The 16,952-nt window shown below is 66.8% G+C and carries 18 protein-coding genes; 7 read left to right on the forward strand and 11 right to left on the reverse strand.

Annotated elements, in window-relative coordinates; all coding sequences use genetic code 11:
• Positions 1-99: 99 nt before the first annotated feature.
• Both J2848_RS04660 and J2848_RS04665 read left to right on the forward strand, forming a co-directional pair.
• Positions 100-645 carry a hydrolase gene (locus J2848_RS04660; RefSeq protein WP_149230239.1) on the forward strand — a complete coding sequence of 182 codons (546 nt, stop codon included), beginning with the start codon at positions 100-102 and terminating at the stop codon, positions 643-645.
• 16 nt (positions 646-661) lie between these two features.
• Positions 662-1,378, forward strand: coding sequence for an alpha/beta fold hydrolase (locus J2848_RS04665; RefSeq protein WP_149230238.1), 717 nt, complete (start codon positions 662-664; stop codon positions 1,376-1,378).
• Positions 1,379-1,384: 6 nt separating this feature from the next.
• Here the strand turns inward: J2848_RS04665 and J2848_RS04670 are convergent, their stop codons facing one another.
• The 4 genes from J2848_RS04670 to parE form a co-directional block, all read right to left on the reverse strand.
• Positions 1,385-1,939: a hypothetical protein gene (locus tag J2848_RS04670; RefSeq protein WP_149230237.1), complete on the reverse strand. Its 555-nt coding sequence runs from the start codon at positions 1,937-1,939 to the stop codon at positions 1,385-1,387.
• 90 nt (positions 1,940-2,029) lie between these two features.
• Entirely contained in the window at positions 2,030-2,836 is an 807-nt protein-coding gene (locus J2848_RS04675; RefSeq protein WP_246193713.1) for a hypothetical protein, read from the reverse strand.
• A gap of 163 nt (positions 2,837-2,999) precedes the next feature.
• A complete protein-coding gene (locus tag J2848_RS04680) occupies positions 3,000-3,449 on the reverse strand; it encodes a hypothetical protein (protein WP_149230236.1) in 450 nt (149 codons plus the stop codon).
• Between the two features lie 156 nt (positions 3,450-3,605).
• Positions 3,606-5,594, reverse strand: a complete 1,989-nt coding sequence (parE, locus tag J2848_RS04685) for a DNA topoisomerase IV subunit B (protein WP_149230235.1) — start codon at positions 5,592-5,594, stop codon at positions 3,606-3,608.
• Between the two features lie 108 nt (positions 5,595-5,702).
• Between parE and J2848_RS04690 the strand changes: the two genes are divergently transcribed.
• Positions 5,703-6,098: an acyl-CoA thioesterase gene (locus J2848_RS04690; protein ID WP_109085596.1), complete on the forward strand. Its 396-nt coding sequence runs from the start codon at positions 5,703-5,705 to the stop codon at positions 6,096-6,098.
• Between the two features lie 6 nt (positions 6,099-6,104).
• Here J2848_RS04690 and J2848_RS04695 read toward each other — a convergent pair whose 3' ends face one another.
• The 4 genes from J2848_RS04695 to J2848_RS04710 form a co-directional block, all read right to left on the reverse strand.
• Positions 6,105-6,539 (reverse strand): ArsC/Spx/MgsR family protein, encoded by a 435-nt coding sequence (locus J2848_RS04695; protein WP_149230234.1) that lies wholly within the window; start codon positions 6,537-6,539, stop codon positions 6,105-6,107.
• Positions 6,540-6,688: 149 nt separating this feature from the next.
• Complete coding sequence (locus J2848_RS04700; RefSeq protein ID WP_149230233.1) at positions 6,689-7,717, reverse strand: ABC transporter substrate-binding protein; 1,029 nt, start codon at positions 7,715-7,717, stop codon at positions 6,689-6,691.
• Positions 7,718-7,753: 36 nt separating this feature from the next.
• Positions 7,754-8,554, reverse strand: coding sequence for an ABC transporter permease (locus J2848_RS04705; RefSeq protein ID WP_149230232.1), 801 nt, complete (start codon positions 8,552-8,554; stop codon positions 7,754-7,756).
• Between the two features lie 7 nt (positions 8,555-8,561).
• Positions 8,562-9,386 carry an ABC transporter ATP-binding protein gene (locus J2848_RS04710; RefSeq protein WP_149230231.1) on the reverse strand — a complete coding sequence of 275 codons (825 nt, stop codon included), beginning with the start codon at positions 9,384-9,386 and terminating at the stop codon, positions 8,562-8,564.
• A 251-nt stretch (positions 9,387-9,637) separates the two neighbouring features.
• Between J2848_RS04710 and ftsH the strand changes: the two genes are divergently transcribed.
• The 4 genes from ftsH (at position 9,638) to J2848_RS04730 (ending at position 14,825) form a co-directional block, all read left to right on the forward strand.
• Positions 9,638-11,419 (forward strand): ATP-dependent zinc metalloprotease FtsH, encoded by a 1,782-nt coding sequence (gene ftsH / locus J2848_RS04715; protein WP_149230230.1) that lies wholly within the window; start codon positions 9,638-9,640, stop codon positions 11,417-11,419.
• A gap of 162 nt (positions 11,420-11,581) precedes the next feature.
• Positions 11,582-12,328, forward strand: coding sequence for a substrate-binding periplasmic protein (locus J2848_RS04720; protein ID WP_246193712.1), 747 nt, complete (start codon positions 11,582-11,584; stop codon positions 12,326-12,328).
• Positions 12,325-13,899, forward strand: a complete 1,575-nt coding sequence (locus J2848_RS04725) for a SpoIIE family protein phosphatase (RefSeq protein ID WP_149230228.1) — start codon at positions 12,325-12,327, stop codon at positions 13,897-13,899. The genes J2848_RS04720 and J2848_RS04725 overlap by 4 nt, the downstream gene beginning before the upstream one ends.
• Positions 13,900-14,063: 164 nt before the next feature.
• Entirely contained in the window at positions 14,064-14,825 is a 762-nt protein-coding gene (locus J2848_RS04730) for a response regulator transcription factor (protein ID WP_149230227.1), read from the forward strand.
• Between the two features lie 36 nt (positions 14,826-14,861).
• Here the strand turns inward: J2848_RS04730 and J2848_RS04735 are convergent, their stop codons facing one another.
• The 3 genes from J2848_RS04735 to J2848_RS04745 are packed head-to-tail and all read right to left on the reverse strand — an operon-like array spanning position 14,862 to position 16,881.
• Positions 14,862-15,911 (reverse strand): sensor histidine kinase, encoded by a 1,050-nt coding sequence (locus J2848_RS04735; protein WP_149230226.1) that lies wholly within the window; start codon positions 15,909-15,911, stop codon positions 14,862-14,864.
• A complete protein-coding gene (locus J2848_RS04740) occupies positions 15,908-16,306 on the reverse strand; it encodes a DUF1987 domain-containing protein (RefSeq protein WP_149230225.1) in 399 nt (132 codons plus the stop codon). The genes J2848_RS04735 and J2848_RS04740 overlap by 4 nt, the downstream gene beginning before the upstream one ends.
• Before the next feature lie 23 nt (positions 16,307-16,329).
• On the reverse strand, positions 16,330-16,881 hold the full coding sequence (locus J2848_RS04745) for a SiaB family protein kinase (RefSeq protein ID WP_149230224.1): 552 nt from the start codon (positions 16,879-16,881) through the stop codon (positions 16,330-16,332).
• Positions 16,882-16,952 lie beyond the last annotated feature (71 nt).

The raw sequence follows: 16,952 nt of genomic DNA on the forward strand, positions 1-16,952 counted from the left end.
CTGCGCTAGGCTGTCGTCCGGTAGTACCGCGAGTCGCGGCGCTTGCCGCCGCCCTGAAACGCGGTGATCCGCTTCAAATGGAATGGTCGAGAGCATTTGATGATTCTTCGTGCCCAGGAATCGGTGCTGGTGGTGGTGGATGTGCAGGAACGGCTGCTGCCGGCCATCCACGACTCCGAGCGCGTCGTCCGCAATACCGGAATGCTGCTGAAGGGGGCCGCCGCCCTGTCGGTGCCGGTACTGGTGACCGAACAATATCCGCGCGGCCTGGGGCCGACGGTGGAGGCGGTACGCGCGCATCTGCCGGCCGGCACTCCGGTGATCGAGAAGATCACCTTCGGCTGCACCGGCGAACCCGCCTTCAACGCGGCGGTCGAGGAATTGAGGCGCCCGCAGATCGTGCTGTGCGGAACGGAGGCGCATGTCTGCGTGATGCAGACGGCACTGGGGCTGCGCCAGCAGGGCCATGCGGTCTATCTGGTGGCCGACGCGGTGTCGTCGCGCACCCCCGCCAACCACGCGATGGCGCTGGAACGGATGCGTGCCGCCGGCGTGACCATCGTCAGCACGGAAATGGTGCTGTTCGAGTGGATGGAGCGGGCCGGCACGCCGGTCTTCAAGGTCGTGAGTGCGCTGGTGAAGTGAGCGCAGGAGAAACCGCATGTCTTTGACCTCAACCAGCCGCCCCACCCTGATCCTGCTGCCCGGCATGCCGCTGGACGCGGCGCTGTGGGACCATCAGGTCCGGCATCTCGGCGAGATCGCCGATCCGCGGGTGGTCGAACTGGCCGACTGCGACAGCATCGCGGCGATGGCCGACAAGGTGCTGGCCCAGGCGCCGGAGCGTTTCGCCGTCGCCGGCCTGTCGATGGGCGGATACGTCGCGCTGGAGCTGCTGCGCCGGGCGCAGGAGCGGGTGGAGCGGCTGGCCCTGCTCGATACCAACGCCCGCCCCGACACGGCGGAGGCGAGCGCCACCCGGCGGGAAGCGGTGGCGCTCGCCCGTCAGGGCCGCTACGGACAGGTCATCCGTGCCGCCCTGCCCCGCCTGATCCATCCCGACCGGCTGGCCGACGACGGCTTCGTCCGCTCCGTCCTGGCGCAGATGGAGCGGGTGGGCGTCGACGGCTATGCGCGGGAGCAGGAGGCGATCATCAACCGGGTGGACAGCCGGCCGGGGCTTGCCGCCATCCGCTGCCCAACGCTGGTGGTCTGCGGACGCCAGGACATCCTGACGCCGCCGGCCCTGCATGAGGAGATGGCCGCGGCCATCCCCGGCGCCCGGCTGGTGCTGATCGAGGACTGCGGCCATCTGTCGGCGATGGAGCAGCCGCAGGCGGTCACCGCCCTGATGCGGGACTGGCTGCTGCGGGACTGAGCTTTCTCAGCAGTCGGGCCGGCCGCAGAACAAATCGGACCGCTGGCTGGGAAACAGCGAGAAGGTCATGTCGCTGATCAGGTTGCGGAAGTCGGAATCGTCCGGCCCCTGCGGCCGGTCGAGCCAGCCGGTGGCCGAAGTCAGCGCGGCACCCGACCGGCAGAACGCCCCCTGCACGACAATGGGTCCGCCCGGTGGCGCGGTGCGCATAGGCCCCTCGGTGCAAAGGGCGGAGTTGAGCGTGTTTTCGACGAGGTTGAAGGCCAGCACCACCTTGTAATCACGCCGGGCCGTGTCGTTGGGCGTCGTGGTGAGGTTGGTCTTCACGCCGAACACCCGGTCCTGCATGTTGGGCAGCACCTTCTCCGCAAAACGGTCCGGGGGCAGGCCGAACGGGTTGCCGTGCAGGACCACCCGGAGGTCGCGGTCGCTCGCCGCATAGGCGACCTCGGCGCGCGTGTAGGCCGGTGTCGGCTCGCTTGCCACCACCCGCTCGTTGGTACAGGCGGCGAGAGCGGAGACGCTCAACAGCAGGGCGGCGGGCGGCGGGAACATACGCATGATCGGATCGTCCATGGGTGTCGCTTGGCCGGATATGGGGAGCGGTTGCCCGAAGGGCGAGTGCTCCCCTGCCCCGCGAAGCCCGATCCGTCACACGTCCTTCAGCCACTTGTCGGCCGCGCGGGCGATCAGGGCCGGATAGTCGGGGCGTTCCGGACCGATCAGGGGAAGGTCGAACTCCGCAACGATGCGGGCGACCGTCCCGTGCGTCAATTCCAGACCCAGCGCGCGGGCGCGGCGGGCGATGGCGAGTTCCTGGCCCCAGACATAGACCCGTCGTGCGCCGGTGTTGCGGGCCATGACCCGCGACTGCTCCATCCGCTCGTCACCGTTGATCGGCAGCCAGATGTCGGTCATCAGCGTGTCGGCCGGCTCGTCGCTGCGGTAGTCCAAGGCGTCGCCGTTGACAATGTCGATCTTCGCCACAACCTCGGCCGGCAACTGGTCGAACAGGCCGATGCGGCGGTTCACCTCGATCACGTCGGGGTCCAGTTCGACCAGGGTGACCCGCGTCACTTCCGGCCGCAGCGCCGCATTCACCGTCGCCCAGCCCATGCCCATGCCCATCACCACCGTATGGCCGGTGGCGGCGCGCACGCCGATCTCCTGACTTTCGATCTCCATCGGGGTCATCGACATCCAGCAGCGGGGATCGCCGTCCGCCTCGCGCCGGAACAGGGCTGCGGTGTCGGTCGTCATCAGCGCCGGACTCCAATAGCCGGAACCGATCAGCATCGGCGCCACCCGCAGTTGCCAGCGCCCGACCTCACAAGGCTGATAGCGAGGAACGAACAGGTCGGTGACGAAGGGGGTGAGCGGCGTCAGAGCCTCCGCCAAAACTTCGGGCGGGATGGCGTCGGCCGGAATGTCGGCACCGGGGAAAGCTAAGGGATGCATGCGTCTCCTGCGGGAACCGGCCGTGGTCCGCGAGAAAAGCCCCGGAATGGCCGTCCTCCGGATGATAAACCAGGGAAAGCGGTCCCCATAACCGGGAAATTGTTGTGGACTCTTCTACCCGGGAGCCAACCTCAATCCGGGTTCGCCATATCCTCGTCCGGCATCAGGCCCGTGCGCAGATATTCATACGCACGCCAGCGGTCGTCATGCGGCATCCGGGCCCGCCGCAGGGGTTCGGCCTCGACGAACAGCATCCGGCGGCGGAAGGCCATCGGGCTTTCGACCAGCAGGATCGGCTTTTCAGCTTGCACGCCCGGTGGAAACCAGGGGCGGCGCAGGAAGCGGCAGGGACTTCGGTCCAGTCCGGCGGCGTGCCGAGGCGCCAGCGTCGCACCAGATGTTCGCCGACCGCGCCGGCATAGGCGTCGAAGACATCGTCGCCAAGCTGGTCCGGAGGATCCTGGACGCGGGCATACCGGCTGCCTGAGTCACGGTCCATGTAGAATTCGTCGAGGAACTCGCCCAACGCCACCGAGAAGGTCTGCTGTCCGGATTTACAGCGCCGGACGGCCTCGGCCAGCGTTCCAGGACGGCGAGTCAGGTCGTCGGTCATCTTCACGCTCCCGGACGGCATAGCCTTGAACGATATCCTCGATCTTTGCAGCAATGCGGAGAGGTGCAGCGGATCATTGCCTGTGGCGGGAATCACCCTCTCCCGGGGGGGGAGAGGGTGGCATATGCGATTAAAGGCAACGCCGGGCTATCGCCATCACACGTCGATGTCGTCGGCCTTCACGAACTTGGCATTGTCTTGGATGAACTTGAAGCGCAGTTCCGGTCGCTTGCCCATCAGGTCCTCCACCAGCGACCGCGTGCGCTCGCATTCCGGCTTTTCCTCCGGGTCGGCGGCGTTGGGAACTACCACGCGCAGCAGCGAGCGCTTGGACGGGTCCATCGTCGTGTCGCGCAGCTGGGCCGGCATCATCTCGCCCAGGCCCTTGAAACGGCTGATGTCGGGCTTCTTGCCCTTGAACATCTTCGACAGCAGCTCGTCCTTGTGGGCATCGTCGCGGGCGTAGACCTGCTTGTTGCCGTGGCTGAGCCGGTAGAGCGGCGGCAGGGCGAGGTAGAGGTGGCCCTCCTGGATCAGGCCCGGCATCTCGCGGTAGAAGAAGGTCATCAGCAGCGAAGCGATGTGGGCGCCGTCGACATCGGCGTCGGTCATGATGATGACCCGCTCGTAGCGCAGCTTGTCGGTCGAGAAGTCCTTGCCGACGCCACAGCCAAGCGCCTGCACCAGATCGTTCAGCTCCTGGTTGGCCTTCATCTTGTCGACCGACGCGCTGGCGACGTTCAGGATCTTGCCGCGCAACGGCAGGATCGCCTGGGTCTCGCGCTGGCGTGCCTGCTTGGCGGAGCCGCCGGCCGAGTCGCCCTCCACCAGGAACAGTTCCGTGCCCTCGGGGGAGTTGCGCGAGCAATCCGCCAGCTTGCCGGGCAGGCGCAGGCGGCGGGTGGCCGACTTGCGCGTCATTTCCTTCGACTGCTTACGGCGCGCCCGCTCCTCGGCCTTCTCGATCAGGCGCTCGAGCAGGCCGTTGGCGCTCTGCGGATCGCCGGACAGCCAATGGTCGAAATGGTCCTTCACCGCGGTCTCGACGAGGCGCTGCGCCTCCGCCGTCACCAGCTTTTCCTTGGTCTGGCCCTGGAAATGCGGTTCGCGGATGAAGACAGACAGCAGGACGCAGGCGTCGCCCATCACGTCGTCGGCGGTGACCTGACCGGCGCGCTTGTTGCTGGTCAGCTCGCCATAGGCCTTCAGGCCGCGGGTCAGCGCGGTGCGCAGGCCGGCCTCGTGGGTGCCGCCCAGTGGGGTCGGCACGGTGTTGCAGTAGGTGTGCGAGAAGCCCTCGTCATCATCGGGCCACGCCACCGCCCACTCCACCCGGCCCTGGCCATTGGGGAAGTCGAGCGCGCCGGCGAAGGGCGACGGAGTCAGGGTCTTGCGGTCCTTCAGCGCGGCATTCAGATAGTCCTGAAGCCCGCCGGGGAAATGCAGCGTCTCCGACGCCGGGGTGGTGGCATCAACCGACAGCAGCGACGGGTCGCAGATCCAGCGGATCTCGACGCCGCGGTAGAGGTAGGCCTTGGAGCGCGCCAGCCGGTAGAGCCGGTGCGGCTCGAAATGAGCGGTCTCGCCGAAGATTTCCGGGTCGGCGTGGAAGCGGATGGTGGTGCCACGCCGGTTGACGTTGCCGCGATGGGCCAGCGGCCCCTGCGGCAGGCCGCGGCTGTACTCCTGGACGTAGAGCTGCTTTTCGCGGGCGATCTCGACGGTCAGCCGGTCCGACAGGGCGTTCACCACCGACAGGCCGACGCCATGCAGGCCGCCCGAGGTCTGATAGACCTTGTTGGAGAATTTGCCGCCGGAGTGCAGCGTGGTCATGATGACCTCCAGCGCCGACTTGCCCGGATATTTCGGGTGGTCGTCGATGGGGATGCCGCGCCCGTTGTCGCGCACCATCACCGTGCCGTCGGCAGCCAGCTCAAGGTCGATTCGGCTGGCATGGCCAGCCACCGCCTCGTCCATGGCGTTGTCCAGCACCTCGGCCACCAGATGGTGCAGCGCACGGTCGTCGGTGCCGCCGATATACATGCCCGGCCGGCGCCGGACAGGCTCCAGCCCCTCCAGAACCTCGATGTCCTGGGCGGAATAGCTGTCGGCCTTGGGGGCCGTGTTCTCGAAAAGATCGCTCATGACGGGATGATAGGAATTTCGTCAGGGGTGCGCAAGCGCGTCCTGGGCCGCTTATACTGCGTCGCCGCATGGTTTTGTGGACGAAATTTTTTTGACGCCGGAGGAAGCATGAGCGCAGCGGACGGATACGACTTCGACAACGGCCCGGCGTTGCGGGCCATTGCGATGCCGGCGGACACCAATCCGAACGGCGACATCTTCGGCGGCTGGCTGCTGGCGCAGATGGATCTGGCCGGCGGGACGGTGGCGGTGCGGCGCAGCCACGGCCGTGTCGCCACCGTCGGGATCGAGGCGATGACCTTCCACAAGCCGGTCTTCGTCGGCGACGAGGTCAGCTGCTTCGCCCGGATCGAGAAGGTCGGCCGCACGTCGCTGCGCGTCCGCATCGAGACCTGGGTGCGGCGTGAACGTTCCGGCTCCGACCCGATCAAGGTGACGGAAGGCGTCTTCACCTATGTCGCCATCGGCGAGGACCGCAAGCCGCGCGAAGTGCCGCCGGAGTAAGGCCTGTTACGCTGCCGGCGCCTTGACGAAATGCTGGTGGCCGTGGTCGCACTGGCCGCGGGCGTGCTTGTCGTCGCAGCTTTCGCCGGAGGTCAGGCCGATCCAGCCATGCAGCGTGGTCGGGTCGAAGCCGGCCTCGCGGCGGTCGCCGACCTGGATCAGCGGGCGGCGGATCAGGTCGCGGTCGGCCAGCATCGCCACCAGCGCCGCAGACTCGTCGATGGCGTCGGGGGTGACGGCGCCGGACTTGATCGCGGCGGCGCGGCGGTTGAACCAGGCATCCACCTCCTTGTCGCCGAAGAAGGCGCGGAGATCAGCCGCCGTCAGTTCGGCGGTAGCGAGGTCGCGTTCGACCAGCGTATGGCCGGCGGAAGCCAACTGCTGCTTCTGCTTGGCATTCGCCGGGCAACCGGCCAGTCCGTAGAAAATCACTTCGGCCATGGGGCACTCCGCTGTCTGGTGGGAGATCCTGATCTGGGGAAATCAGGACCGATTTCGTCCAGTCTAACGGCGGTGCGGCATGAAAAAGGGCGCGACAGAATGCCGCGCCCACATTTTTTCTATGGGTATTTCGAAGCGGGCGGCAAGGCTCACTTCTGGAGGCGCTTCAGGGCATCCTCGACATACTGGTTGGTGTAGGTCTTGGACAGGTCGATGCTGGCCGATGCCACAGCCGGATCGAAGGCCTTCAGCACCTTCAGCGCGGCATCAGCGCCGTCCTGGGTGAAGCGGCCATCGGGCGAGTAGGTCGGCTTGGAATGCTCGAAGGCCTGGGCATAAAGCGACTTGTTGCCCAGGAAATATTCCTCCGGCAGGACCTTCAGCACGTCGTCGGTGCTGGCCTTGTTCAGCCACAGCATGGTGCGGACGAAGACGTCGGCCAGCGCCTGGGTGGTCTTCGGGTTCTCCTTGATGAAGTCCGGCTTCATATAGAGCACGGCGGCGGGATAAGGGCCGCCATAGACGTCCATCGTGCCTTTTTCCGTGCGGGTATCGGCCAGGATGGTGATGTCGCCGTCGGCCTGGGCCTGGCTGATCACCGGGTCGAGGTTGACGATGGCGTCGATCTCGCCGCGCTTGATGGCGGCAATGGCGCTGGGGCCGCCGCCGACGCCGATGACCGACGCATCCTCCGGCTTCATGCCGAGCGAGGTCAGGACATAGTTCAGCATGAAATTGGTCGAGGAGCCGGGGGCGGTGACGCCGACCTTCTTGCCCTTCAGGTCCTTCACCGACTTGACGGTGCCCGCCTTGTTGACCGATGCCAGGACGATGCCGGGATAGCGGCCGAGCTGCGTCACGGCAACGATCGGCTGACCCTTGGCCTGCATCTGAATGGTGTGGTCGTAAGCGCCGGTGACGACATCGGCGGAGCCGCCGACGAGGGCCTGAAGGCTCTTGGCGCCGCCGCCGAAGTCGCTGACCTCGACGTTCAGCCCGGCCTCCTTGAAGTAGCCGAGCCGCTCCGCCAGCGTCAGCGGCAGGTAATAGAGCAGCGGCTTGCCACCGACGGCGATCTTGATGTCGGTCTTCTCAAGTTTCTGCTGGGCTGCGGCCAGACCGGCCGTCCCGAGAGTGAGGGCGACCGCGGCGGCCGCGATCAGCGATTTGAGCTTCATGGGTTTCCTCCCCCCAATTGGATTTCCGTTCAGATTTCAGTGCTGCCCGCCGCTGGTATCCTGCGGGCGCCAGTGCAGAAGCCGTTTCTCGATCACGGTGACGGCGGCATCGATCAGGACGACGAAGATCGTCAGCACCAGCATGCCGGAGAAGACGCCGACCGTGTCGAACACACCCTCCGCCTGATGGATGCGGTAGCCGAGCCCGGCGGCGGAGCCGAGATATTCGCCCACCACGGCACCGACCATGGCGAAGCCGACGGCGGTGTGCAGCGAGGAGAAGACCCAGGACAGCGCCGAGGGCAGATAGACGTGGCGGAACAGGTCGCGGGAGCTGGCGCCCAGCATGCGGGCATTGGCCAGCACCACCGGGCTGACCTCCTTCACACCCTGGTAGACGTTGAAGAAGACGATGAAGAAGACCAGCGTCACCCCGAGCGCCACCTTCGACCAGATGCCGAGGCCGAGCCACAGCGCGAAGATCGGTGCCAGCACCACGCGGGGCAGCGCGTTGACCGCCTTGATGTAGGGGTCGAAGACGACGGAAACCAACGGCGCCCGGGCGAACCAGAAGCCGAAGGCGATGCCGGCAACCGTGCCGATGACGAAGGCCAGCGCCGTTTCCAGCAGCGTGATCCCGAGATGGTACCAGATGACGCCCGAGGCGAAGTCGGCCCAGGTGCGGGCGAGAACCGCTCCCGGCGTGCCGAAGAAGAAGGGGCTGAGGATCTTGGTGTCGGTCAGGACATGCCAGATCAGGAAGAAGGCGATCAGGACGCCCAGTTGCAGAAGCAGGATGACCGGACGGCTGGGCAGGCGTTTGGCGTGGGATCTCATGATGTCGTCACCGCAGCTTGGTCTGGGCGTAGCCCTTCAGCACCTCGTCGCGCAGCTGCGCCCAGATCTCCTGGTGCAGGGCGAGGAACTGCGGGGTCATGCGGATTTCCGCCACATCGCGCGGCCGGTCGAGGTCGATGCGGTATTCGCCGATCAGCCGCGATCCCGGCCCGGCCGACAGCACCAGCACCCGGTCGGACATGGCGATGGCCTCCTCCAGGTCGTGGGTGATGAAGACCACCGACTTGCGGTCGGCCGCCCACAGATCGAGCAGCTCGTTCTCCATCATCTGGCGGGTCTGGACGTCGAGCGCCGAGAAGGGCTCGTCCATCAGGATGATCTTCGGATCGACGATCAGCGTCTGGGCCAGCGCCACCCGCTTGCGCATGCCGCCGGAGAGCTGGTGCGGGAAACGGTCGCCGAACCCCTCCAGCCCGACGCGGGACAGCCAGGGCATCGCGCGCTCCCGCGCCTCCGCCTTCGACACGCCGCGGAACTCCAGCCCGGCGGCGACATTGTCGAGCGCCGACTTCCAGGGCATCAGCGCCTCGGCCTGGAACATGTAGCCGGCCTTGGGATTGATGCCGGTCACCGGCTGCCCGAAGGAGAGCGCGCGGCCCTCGCTGGGTTTCAGCAGGCCGGCGGCGACATTCAGCATCGTCGATTTGCCGCTGCCGGTCGGGCCGACGATCGACACGAACTCTCCATCGGCGACGGTGAAGCTGGCACCCTGGACGGCGGTGTAGGAACGTCCCCGGCCGTCGGGTGAGGGAAAGGTGCAGGTCACGCCTTCCAACTGGAGGGCGGGCGCCGCGGCGGCGGCCTCGGCCATGTCTTTATGGTCCTTATGGTTCGGGCGGTGCGCTTTGGTTGGAGGACCATACTGTCCGAAGAGGAGCCTATCGGCAACCGCTTGAGATCTCCGTAGATTCCGAAGGGAGCCATTCCGGAAATGCACCGCTTACGGTGTCAAAGAAGGGACGCGGGCCCTTATCGGTTGCCGGGACGCCCTGCCCTCCAGCATCAATGATGTCATCTATGGCATAGATCGAAAGCCAGTCCCTTTCCCTTCGCGGAGCCGACATGCCCACGCTGCCGAAACGCCCGTTGATCGCGCTTGCCGTCTTGGCCGCCCTGCTTGCCGCGTGGCTCGGCTTCGCCGCCTGGTACGATCATCACCAGCGGGCGGAGGAACGGCCGGCCACCTACAGCGCGCTGATCGAACAGGCCGGGCAGGGTGAACTCAGCTCGATCACCTTCGCCAACGGCACCGGCCATGCGGTCGGCACCGACGGCAGCCGCTACCGCGTCGTCATGCCGGTGACCGACGATCTGCTGAAGGAAATGCGCGCCCACAAGGTTGCCATCGCCTTCGACGAGGGGCCGGGCGGGCTGATGGCGCAGACGGTGGGCGTGCTGGACCGTGCCGCTCCCTTCGTGGTCGTGGCCCTGCTGATCGGCGGGCTGCTGATGAGTGGCGGACAGTTCTTCGGCATGGGCCGCGCCACCCGCGTGCGGCCGGAGGACACCAAGACCGTCTTCGCCGACGTGGCCGGCGTGGACGAGGCCAAGGAGGAACTGCGCGAGACCGTGCAGTTCCTGAAGGACCCGCGCCGCTTCGCCATGGCCGGCGCCCGCGTGCCGAAGGGCATCCTGCTGGTCGGCCCGCCGGGCACCGGCAAGACCATGCTGGCCAAGGCGGCGGCGGGTGAGGCGGGCGTTCCCTTCTTCGCCGCGTCGGGGTCGGACTTCGTCGAGATGTTTGTCGGTCTGGGAGCGGCGCGCGTCCGCGGCCTGTTCAAGACCGCCCGCGCCAATGCCCCCTGCATCCTGTTCATCGACGAGATCGACGCGCTGGCCGGCAAGCGTGGCGAATCGACCAGCCATTCCGAACGCGAGCAGACGCTGAACCAGCTTCTGGTGGAGATGGACGGCATTGTCGAAGGTGGCGAAGTGGTGGTGATCGCCGCCACCAACCGGTCGGAGATGCTGGATCCCGCCGTGCTGCGCCCCGGCCGCTTCGACCGCCACATCCATGTCAGCCTGCCCGATGTCGCCGGGCGCGAGGCCATCCTGGGCGTCCATGCCGGCCGCCTGACGCTGGCTCCCGACGTCTGCACCCGCACGGTGGCACGCGGCACGCCGGGCTTCTCCGGTGCCGAGCTTGCCAATCTGACCAACGAAGCGGCCTTGTCGGCGGCACGCCAGGGGCGGGTCGTCGTTACGATGGCGGATTACGAGGCCGCCAAGGACCGGGTCCTGATGGGCACGGAGCGGCGGAGCCTCGCCCTCACGGCGCACGAGCGGCGGCTGATCGCGGTGCATGAGGCCGGCCACGCGCTGGTGTCTCTGCGCTGCCCACAGGCCGACCCGATCCACAAGGCCACCATCATCCCGCGCGGCGGCGCACTGGGCATGGTGGTACGGCTGCCGGAGGGCGACCGCGTGTCGGTCTCCCGCGCCAAGCTGATGGCCGACATCGCCGTCGCCATGGCCGGCCGCGCGGCGGAGGAGATCGCCTTCGGTCCCGATCAGGTCACCACCGGGGCCGAGGCGGATTTCCGCGCAGCCACCGATCTCGCCCGCCGCATGGTCACCGCCTGGGGGATGAGCGAGGAGATCGGCTTTGTCGCCCATGCGGCGGCGGAGCCGGGAGCGCGGTCGGAGCGGACAGCGTGGCGCATCGACGAGGAGGTCCGCCGCATCACCGACGAAGGCATGGACCATGCCCGCCGTCTGCTGCGCACCGACCGCGCCGCCCTGGACGGCATCGCCCAGGGCCTGCTGGAGCGTGAGACGCTGAGCGGCGACGAGATCGCCGCCCTGGCCGACAGCGAGACGGAGCGCGCCACCGAGGCGGCCTGACAGAGTGGGCCCCTTCGAAGAAAGGCAGGGTCTTGATAAGGAAATGTCCTGCATTGCGGCATGAGTGCATACGGGGGTAGACTGATCCTAATCGTTTCGAAGTAACACGAGAGGGGCGCGATGACGGGGCCGCTATCCCGCCGCACGGTTTTGAGAACCGCGTTGCCTCTTCTCTCCGCCCTGCCCTTCCTGCCGGCGCACACCGTCCTGGCCCAATCGTCGGCAACGGTGGTCCGGGTCGGCGCCTATGAATTCCCGCCCTACGTCGACGAAACGGGCGGGGGCGTCACGCGTGACCTGCTGGAGCTGCTGAACGGCGCGCAGGGCGAATTCCGGTTCGAGATGGTCAGAACCGCCCCGCAGCGGCGCTATGACGATCTGGATCAGGGGCGGTTCGACATGATCGCTTTCGAATGCCGCGATTGGGGCTGGCAGGACCGGCCGGTCGAAGCGACCCGCCCCTTCCTGCGCGATGCGGAAGTATTCGTCGCCAGGGCTGCTCCGGGGATTGACCAGCGATATTTCGATGATCTGAGCGGGAAGACGATTCTGGGGCGGCTGGGCTATCACTATGCCTTTGCCGGCTTCGATGCGGACCCCAAGCAGCTGGAACAGCGCTATCGCACCCGCGTCACGGTGACGCATGAGGGCAATGTCCGCAGCGTCGCCGCCGGCCGCGCCGACCTCGCCATCGTCACCCGGTCCTTCCTGACCCGCTTCCTTCAGCGCGAGCCGGAGCTGGCCCGCCAGATCCTGGTGTCCGAGCGCACCGACCAGATTTACGAACACACCATCCTGACCCGGCACGGCACGGCGGTCACCGCCGGCTGGCTCAATACGCTGCTCGACCGGCTGGAAGCCGACGGGCAGTTGGAGACGCTTTGGCGGCGCAGCGGGATCCTGTCGTGAAGCGGCGATCCTCCCTGCTGGCGCGGGTGGCCGGAGCCATCCTGCTGACAACAGCCAGTATCGGCAGCGCCGCGATGCTGCTGTCGGATCACATCGTCGAGGGACAGCGCCACCAGGATCTGCTGCGCCGGGCCGAACTGGTCGCCGCCACCCAGGCCGACGCGCTGAGCGGTCCGGTGTGGGAGCTGGACAACCGAGGTGCCCAGCGCATGATCGAAGCGCTGACCGGTCGCGACCCCGCCATCCGCTCCATCGCCGTCTTCGAAAGCGATCGCGAAGAGCCGCTGGCGCGCACCGCTGCCGGAACACTGGAGGACGGTGCCGGCATCATCACGGTGGAACGGCCTATCGTGCTGCATGGGCGCGAGGGCCGGGTCCAGACGGTTGGGAATCTGCGCATCGCCTATTCGACGGCCGAGGTGCGGCAGGCCACGCTGGACGCGCTGATCCCGGTGGCCGGACTGCTTCTGCTGTCGCTGCTGGGGGCGATGGCAGCGCTGGGCCTGACGCTGGACCGCATGGTGCTGCGGCCGCTGCGCCGGTTGACCCAATTGGCCAGCGCCATGGCGCGCGGCGATTACGGCGCCCGCATGAATACCGGTCGGGACGACGAAATCGGCGTTCTGGCCGACGGCTTCAACCGGATGGCGGCAACGGTGCAGGACCACACCAGCACGCTTGAAAGCCGCGTCCGTGAGCGGACGGAGGCGCTGGCCGCCACCAACCGCGCCATCATGGACAGCATCAACTACGCCCAGTTGATCCAATCCGCCATCCTGCCGTCCGCCGACACGCTTTCGGCCGGTCTGACCGAGCATTTCGTGCTGTGGCGTCCGCGCGACGTGGTCAGCGGCGATTTCTATGTCTGCCGAGAGGTGGCGGACGGCTTTGTGATAGCCGTTGCCGACTGCACCGGCCATGGCGTGCCCGGCGCCTTCATGACGATGACCGCCAGTGCCATTCTGAACAATGTGCTGGACCTGCTGGGTGCCGGGGACCCGGCCGCCGTGCTGGCCGCCGTCGACCGCAAGGTCCGCGCCGCCCTGCACCAGGAGGAGGAGGCGCGCGGCGGAACCGACTGTTTCGACAACGGCCTGGACCTCGGGCTGTGTCACATCCGTCCGGCCGAGGGAAAGCTGGTCTTCGCCGGCGCCCGCATCCCGCTGCTGGTCGTCACCGACGGCGGCGTGACGGAACTGCGCGGCGACCGCCGAAGCCTGGGCTATCGCCCGACAGCCATCGAAGCCGTCGCGGATGGCGCCGAGTCGCCCTTCACCAACCACAGCATCACCCTGCGGCCCGGCCAGACCTTCCTGATGGGCAGCGACGGGCTGGTGGACCAGAATGGCGGGGAGCACGGGCGCAGCTTCGGCCGGATCAGGCTGCGTGCGCTGCTGAACCAGGGTGGCGACGGCCCGCTCGACCGGGTAAAGAGCGATCTGGAAAGCTCGCTGGACCAGTTCCAGGGCAGCCGGGAACAGCGTGACGACATCACCTTTTTCGGCTTTCGCGTACGGTTGATGGACGCAGTCGCAGCCTCCAGTGCAGGCTCCGGCCGCCGCGCCGCGTAAAATCCCTGGACCGTTTGTGCGAATCTGTTACAGAGATGTCACCTATTGTGACGGGTTGTGACGCAAGCATGCCAGGAGTGCTGGCTGCTACTCAAGTTTGTTTTAAAATTTAGGCATTCTGGGGTATGTTGCACCCGCTGGAGTGGTGATAGGGAGAGTACGGCATGGCCGGTCCGACGATCGTCGTGGTCGAAGATGAGAATTCACTGCGGTCCGACATGGTCGAGTATCTGTCGAGCTGCGGATTCGATGCCATCGGCGCACGCGACGGGACGGAACTGGACCGGCTTCTGCAGACCCGCAGCGCCGCGATCGTCATCCTGGATGTCAACCTGCCGGACGAGGACGGCTTCAAGATCGCGGCGAGGCTGCGCGATGGCCATGGCGCCGGCATCATCATGGTCACCGCCCGCAGCTCCACCGTCGATCGCGTCGTCGGGCTGGAGATCGGTGCCGACGCCTATCTGGTGAAGCCGGTGGAGCTTCGCGAGTTGGAGGCGCAGGTGAAGTCGCTGCTGCGCCGCTTGAGCGAACGTGCCGCCGAATCGGCCGCCCAGTCCACCAATGGTGCTGCATCCGTCGACACCGCCGGCGATGGGGTGGACGAGGCGCGCTGGTCGCTGGACCCCACGGAATGGAGCCTGACCAATCCTGCCGGCGTCCGCATCAGCCTGACCAGCATGGAGATGAAGCTGACCAGCCTGCTGGCCGCCCAGGCCCGCAAGCCGGCGACGCGCGACCAGATCTCGCAGGCGCTATACAATCGCCGCTGGAACCCGGAGGACCGCTCCATCGACACGGTCGTCGGCCGCCTGCGCCACAAGGTGGAGGGCGCAATCGGTGGTCCGGCTCCCTTGAAGTCGGTGCATGGCGTCGGCTACGTCTTCTCCGCTCCGATCCGGGTGATCGGCGCGGCCCAGGGCTGAGCCGGTTCCATCACGCCCCTTCCCATATCGCCGTTCCTATATCGCCATGTCCTCAACCGACAGATCCCGGTCGGGGGTCCGGCGGGGGAACAGCAGGGTGAAGCGGGTGCCGCGGTCTGGTGCGCTGTCAACCGTGATCGCGCCCATCAGCACGCCCACCACCAGATTGTGGACGATGTGCAGTCCGAGCCCGCTGCCGCCACGGCCGCGCCGGGTGGTGAAGAAGGGTTCGAACACCCGGGCGCGATGCTCCTCGCTCATGCCGAGGCCGTTGTCGGTGAAGCACAGGCGGACAGTGTCCGCATCCGGACAATCCACCATGATCGCCATGTCCCCCGCCCTGCCGTCGGCAAAGGCGTGGGTCAGGGCGTTCATCACCAGATTAGACAGGATCTGCGACAGCACGCCGGGATAGCTGTCCAGCTCCAGGTCGGCAGGGCAACTGACCGCCACCGCGTGGCCGGACGGGCGCAGCTTCGGCTGAAGGCTGACCAGCGTGTCCTGGATGTAGGCGGCGAGGTTGACGCTGCGCCGTGCAGCACTGGCGCGGTCGACCGCCACCTGCTTGAAGCCGGCGATCAACTGCGCCGCCCGCTCGCAATTGCCGAGGATCAGGTCGGTGGTGTCGACCGCGGTGGACAGGTAGCGCGCGAACTCCGCCTTGCTCAACTCGCCGTCGGTAGCGCGACGGCGCATCGCCTGGGTAGCGTCGGCCAGATGCGAGGCGCAGGAGACGGCGATGCCGACCGGCGTGTTGATCTCGTGGGCGACGCCGGCGACCAGCGCACCGAGGGAGGCCAGCTTTTCCGACTGGATCATCGCCTCCTGCGCGTCGCGCAGCCGATCCAGCGCCGCCTCCGCCTCGTTCCTCCGGCGTTCCAGCTCGTGGTTGGCGTCGCTCAATTGGGCCTGCAGTCGGTCGCTGACCCGCACCAGACGTTGCTGCTCCCGTGTGCTGAGCTCGAAGGCGGCGACCAGTTCGCGGAATTCCCGCAGGCAATCGGGCGCCAGCGCGCCAAGCTTCTTGTCCAGCGCGCGGGCCTTGGCGAGGGCCGCCTCCTCCGCGGCGAAGAGGTTGAAGCTCATGGAGCCCCACCGGCGGGCATCTCCCGCATCCGGAAAACGACGTGGCGCAGATCCTCGGCGAAATCCTCGCCCAGCTCGCGCATGGAGTCGTCGTTCTCCTCGACGCACCAGGTCACCGTCACCGGCCGCCCGCTCCTGGCCACCGTCTCCAGCATCTGGAAGATGTTCATCAGCGCCTTGGCGCTGGAGCTGTTGAAGTAGAGAAGCTCCATATCGAAGTGGACGGGACCGCCGTCGGGACGACCGAGGAAACCGCGCAACGCCTCGAACACCGGGCCGAAGAAACCGGCGACGTCGTCGGGATAGGACTCGCCGGTCATGCGTAAATGGCCGCCGACGAAGTCAAACGACACGCCGGGCGTGCGTCCGGTGGCGGGAATGGTCAGGCTGTCCATGGCGTGTCGCTCGCTTCGGCCGCTCATACGCGGACCTTCAGGCAGAAGAAGCTGCGCTCGGCGTCCATCGCATCGAAATCATAATCGATGGGATCGCTTGCCCGCCGGGCGATCTCGATCAGCCCCAGGGTCGCGCCGCGGCTGCCATCGTCGGGCTCCTCGCGAAGCTGCTCGCGGTAGTAGGTCTTGATGCCGTCGCGATCCAGGCTCTTCAGATGATCCAGCCGCTCCTTCAGACGGGGGACCTCGCTGTTGCGCACAGTGTTGCCGCAAACAATGAAGACCTTGCCGCGCTCCATGCCGATGGTGACCATGCCGGCGCTGAGCTCCACCGCACGGCCGGCGGTGCCCGACATCTTTTCCGCCGAATAGCGGATGATATTTTGCATCTGCTCGACGAAGACCGAAAAGACGCGTCGAATGGTGGGCCCATCGGCCGCTTCCAAGGCCATCTTCTCGCGCAGCGCCTCCCCCAGGGAATAAAGTATCCCTTCCGACAAGTATCCGCTGAATGAGAACACGATCCCCTTTTCGTCGAGATCGCGCTTAATCGACGCATACTGCTGGGCGAGCATGGTTGCGGCCTGATGTTCCACCGGTACCCGAATTGCGCCGACTATCTCATTTCCTATGTCAAAGGGCCATA

The sequence above is a fragment of the Azospirillum lipoferum genome (assembly GCF_024170005.1).
GTDB lineage: Bacteria > Pseudomonadota > Alphaproteobacteria > Azospirillales > Azospirillaceae > Azospirillum > Azospirillum lipoferum.

What these genes read in the sequence shown, in the direction of transcription:
- J2848_RS04740 (WP_149230225.1), bottom strand. Translation starts at nt 16,306, where the DNA reads ATGGACAGCCTGACCATTCCCGCCACCGGACGCACGCCCGGCGTGTCG.
- J2848_RS04730 (WP_149230227.1), top strand. Translation starts at nt 14,064, where the DNA reads ATGGCCGGTCCGACGATCGTCGTGGTCGAAGATGAGAATTCACTGCGG.
- J2848_RS04660 (WP_149230239.1), top strand. Translation starts at nt 100, where the DNA reads ATGATTCTTCGTGCCCAGGAATCGGTGCTGGTGGTGGTGGATGTGCAG.
- J2848_RS04665 (WP_149230238.1), top strand. Translation starts at nt 662, where the DNA reads ATGTCTTTGACCTCAACCAGCCGCCCCACCCTGATCCTGCTGCCCGGC.
- J2848_RS04680 (WP_149230236.1), bottom strand. Translation starts at nt 3,449, where the DNA reads ATGACCGACGACCTGACTCGCCGTCCTGGAACGCTGGCCGAGGCCGTC.
- J2848_RS04705 (WP_149230232.1), bottom strand. Translation starts at nt 8,554, where the DNA reads ATGAGATCCCACGCCAAACGCCTGCCCAGCCGTCCGGTCATCCTGCTT.
- parE (WP_149230235.1), bottom strand. Translation starts at nt 5,594, where the DNA reads ATGAGCGATCTTTTCGAGAACACGGCCCCCAAGGCCGACAGCTATTCC.
- ftsH (WP_149230230.1), top strand. Translation starts at nt 9,638, where the DNA reads ATGCCCACGCTGCCGAAACGCCCGTTGATCGCGCTTGCCGTCTTGGCC.
- J2848_RS04670 (WP_149230237.1), bottom strand. Translation starts at nt 1,939, where the DNA reads ATGCGTATGTTCCCGCCGCCCGCCGCCCTGCTGTTGAGCGTCTCCGCT.
- J2848_RS04735 (WP_149230226.1), bottom strand. Translation starts at nt 15,911, where the DNA reads ATGAGCTTCAACCTCTTCGCCGCGGAGGAGGCGGCCCTCGCCAAGGCC.
- J2848_RS04695 (WP_149230234.1), bottom strand. Translation starts at nt 6,539, where the DNA reads ATGGCCGAAGTGATTTTCTACGGACTGGCCGGTTGCCCGGCGAATGCC.
- J2848_RS04700 (WP_149230233.1), bottom strand. Translation starts at nt 7,717, where the DNA reads ATGAAGCTCAAATCGCTGATCGCGGCCGCCGCGGTCGCCCTCACTCTC.
- J2848_RS04710 (WP_149230231.1), bottom strand. Translation starts at nt 9,386, where the DNA reads ATGGCCGAGGCCGCCGCCGCGGCGCCCGCCCTCCAGTTGGAAGGCGTG.
- J2848_RS04690 (WP_109085596.1), top strand. Translation starts at nt 5,703, where the DNA reads ATGAGCGCAGCGGACGGATACGACTTCGACAACGGCCCGGCGTTGCGG.
- J2848_RS04745 (WP_149230224.1), bottom strand. Translation starts at nt 16,881, where the DNA reads ATGCTCGCCCAGCAGTATGCGTCGATTAAGCGCGATCTCGACGAAAAG.
- J2848_RS04675 (WP_246193713.1), bottom strand. Translation starts at nt 2,836, where the DNA reads ATGCATCCCTTAGCTTTCCCCGGTGCCGACATTCCGGCCGACGCCATC.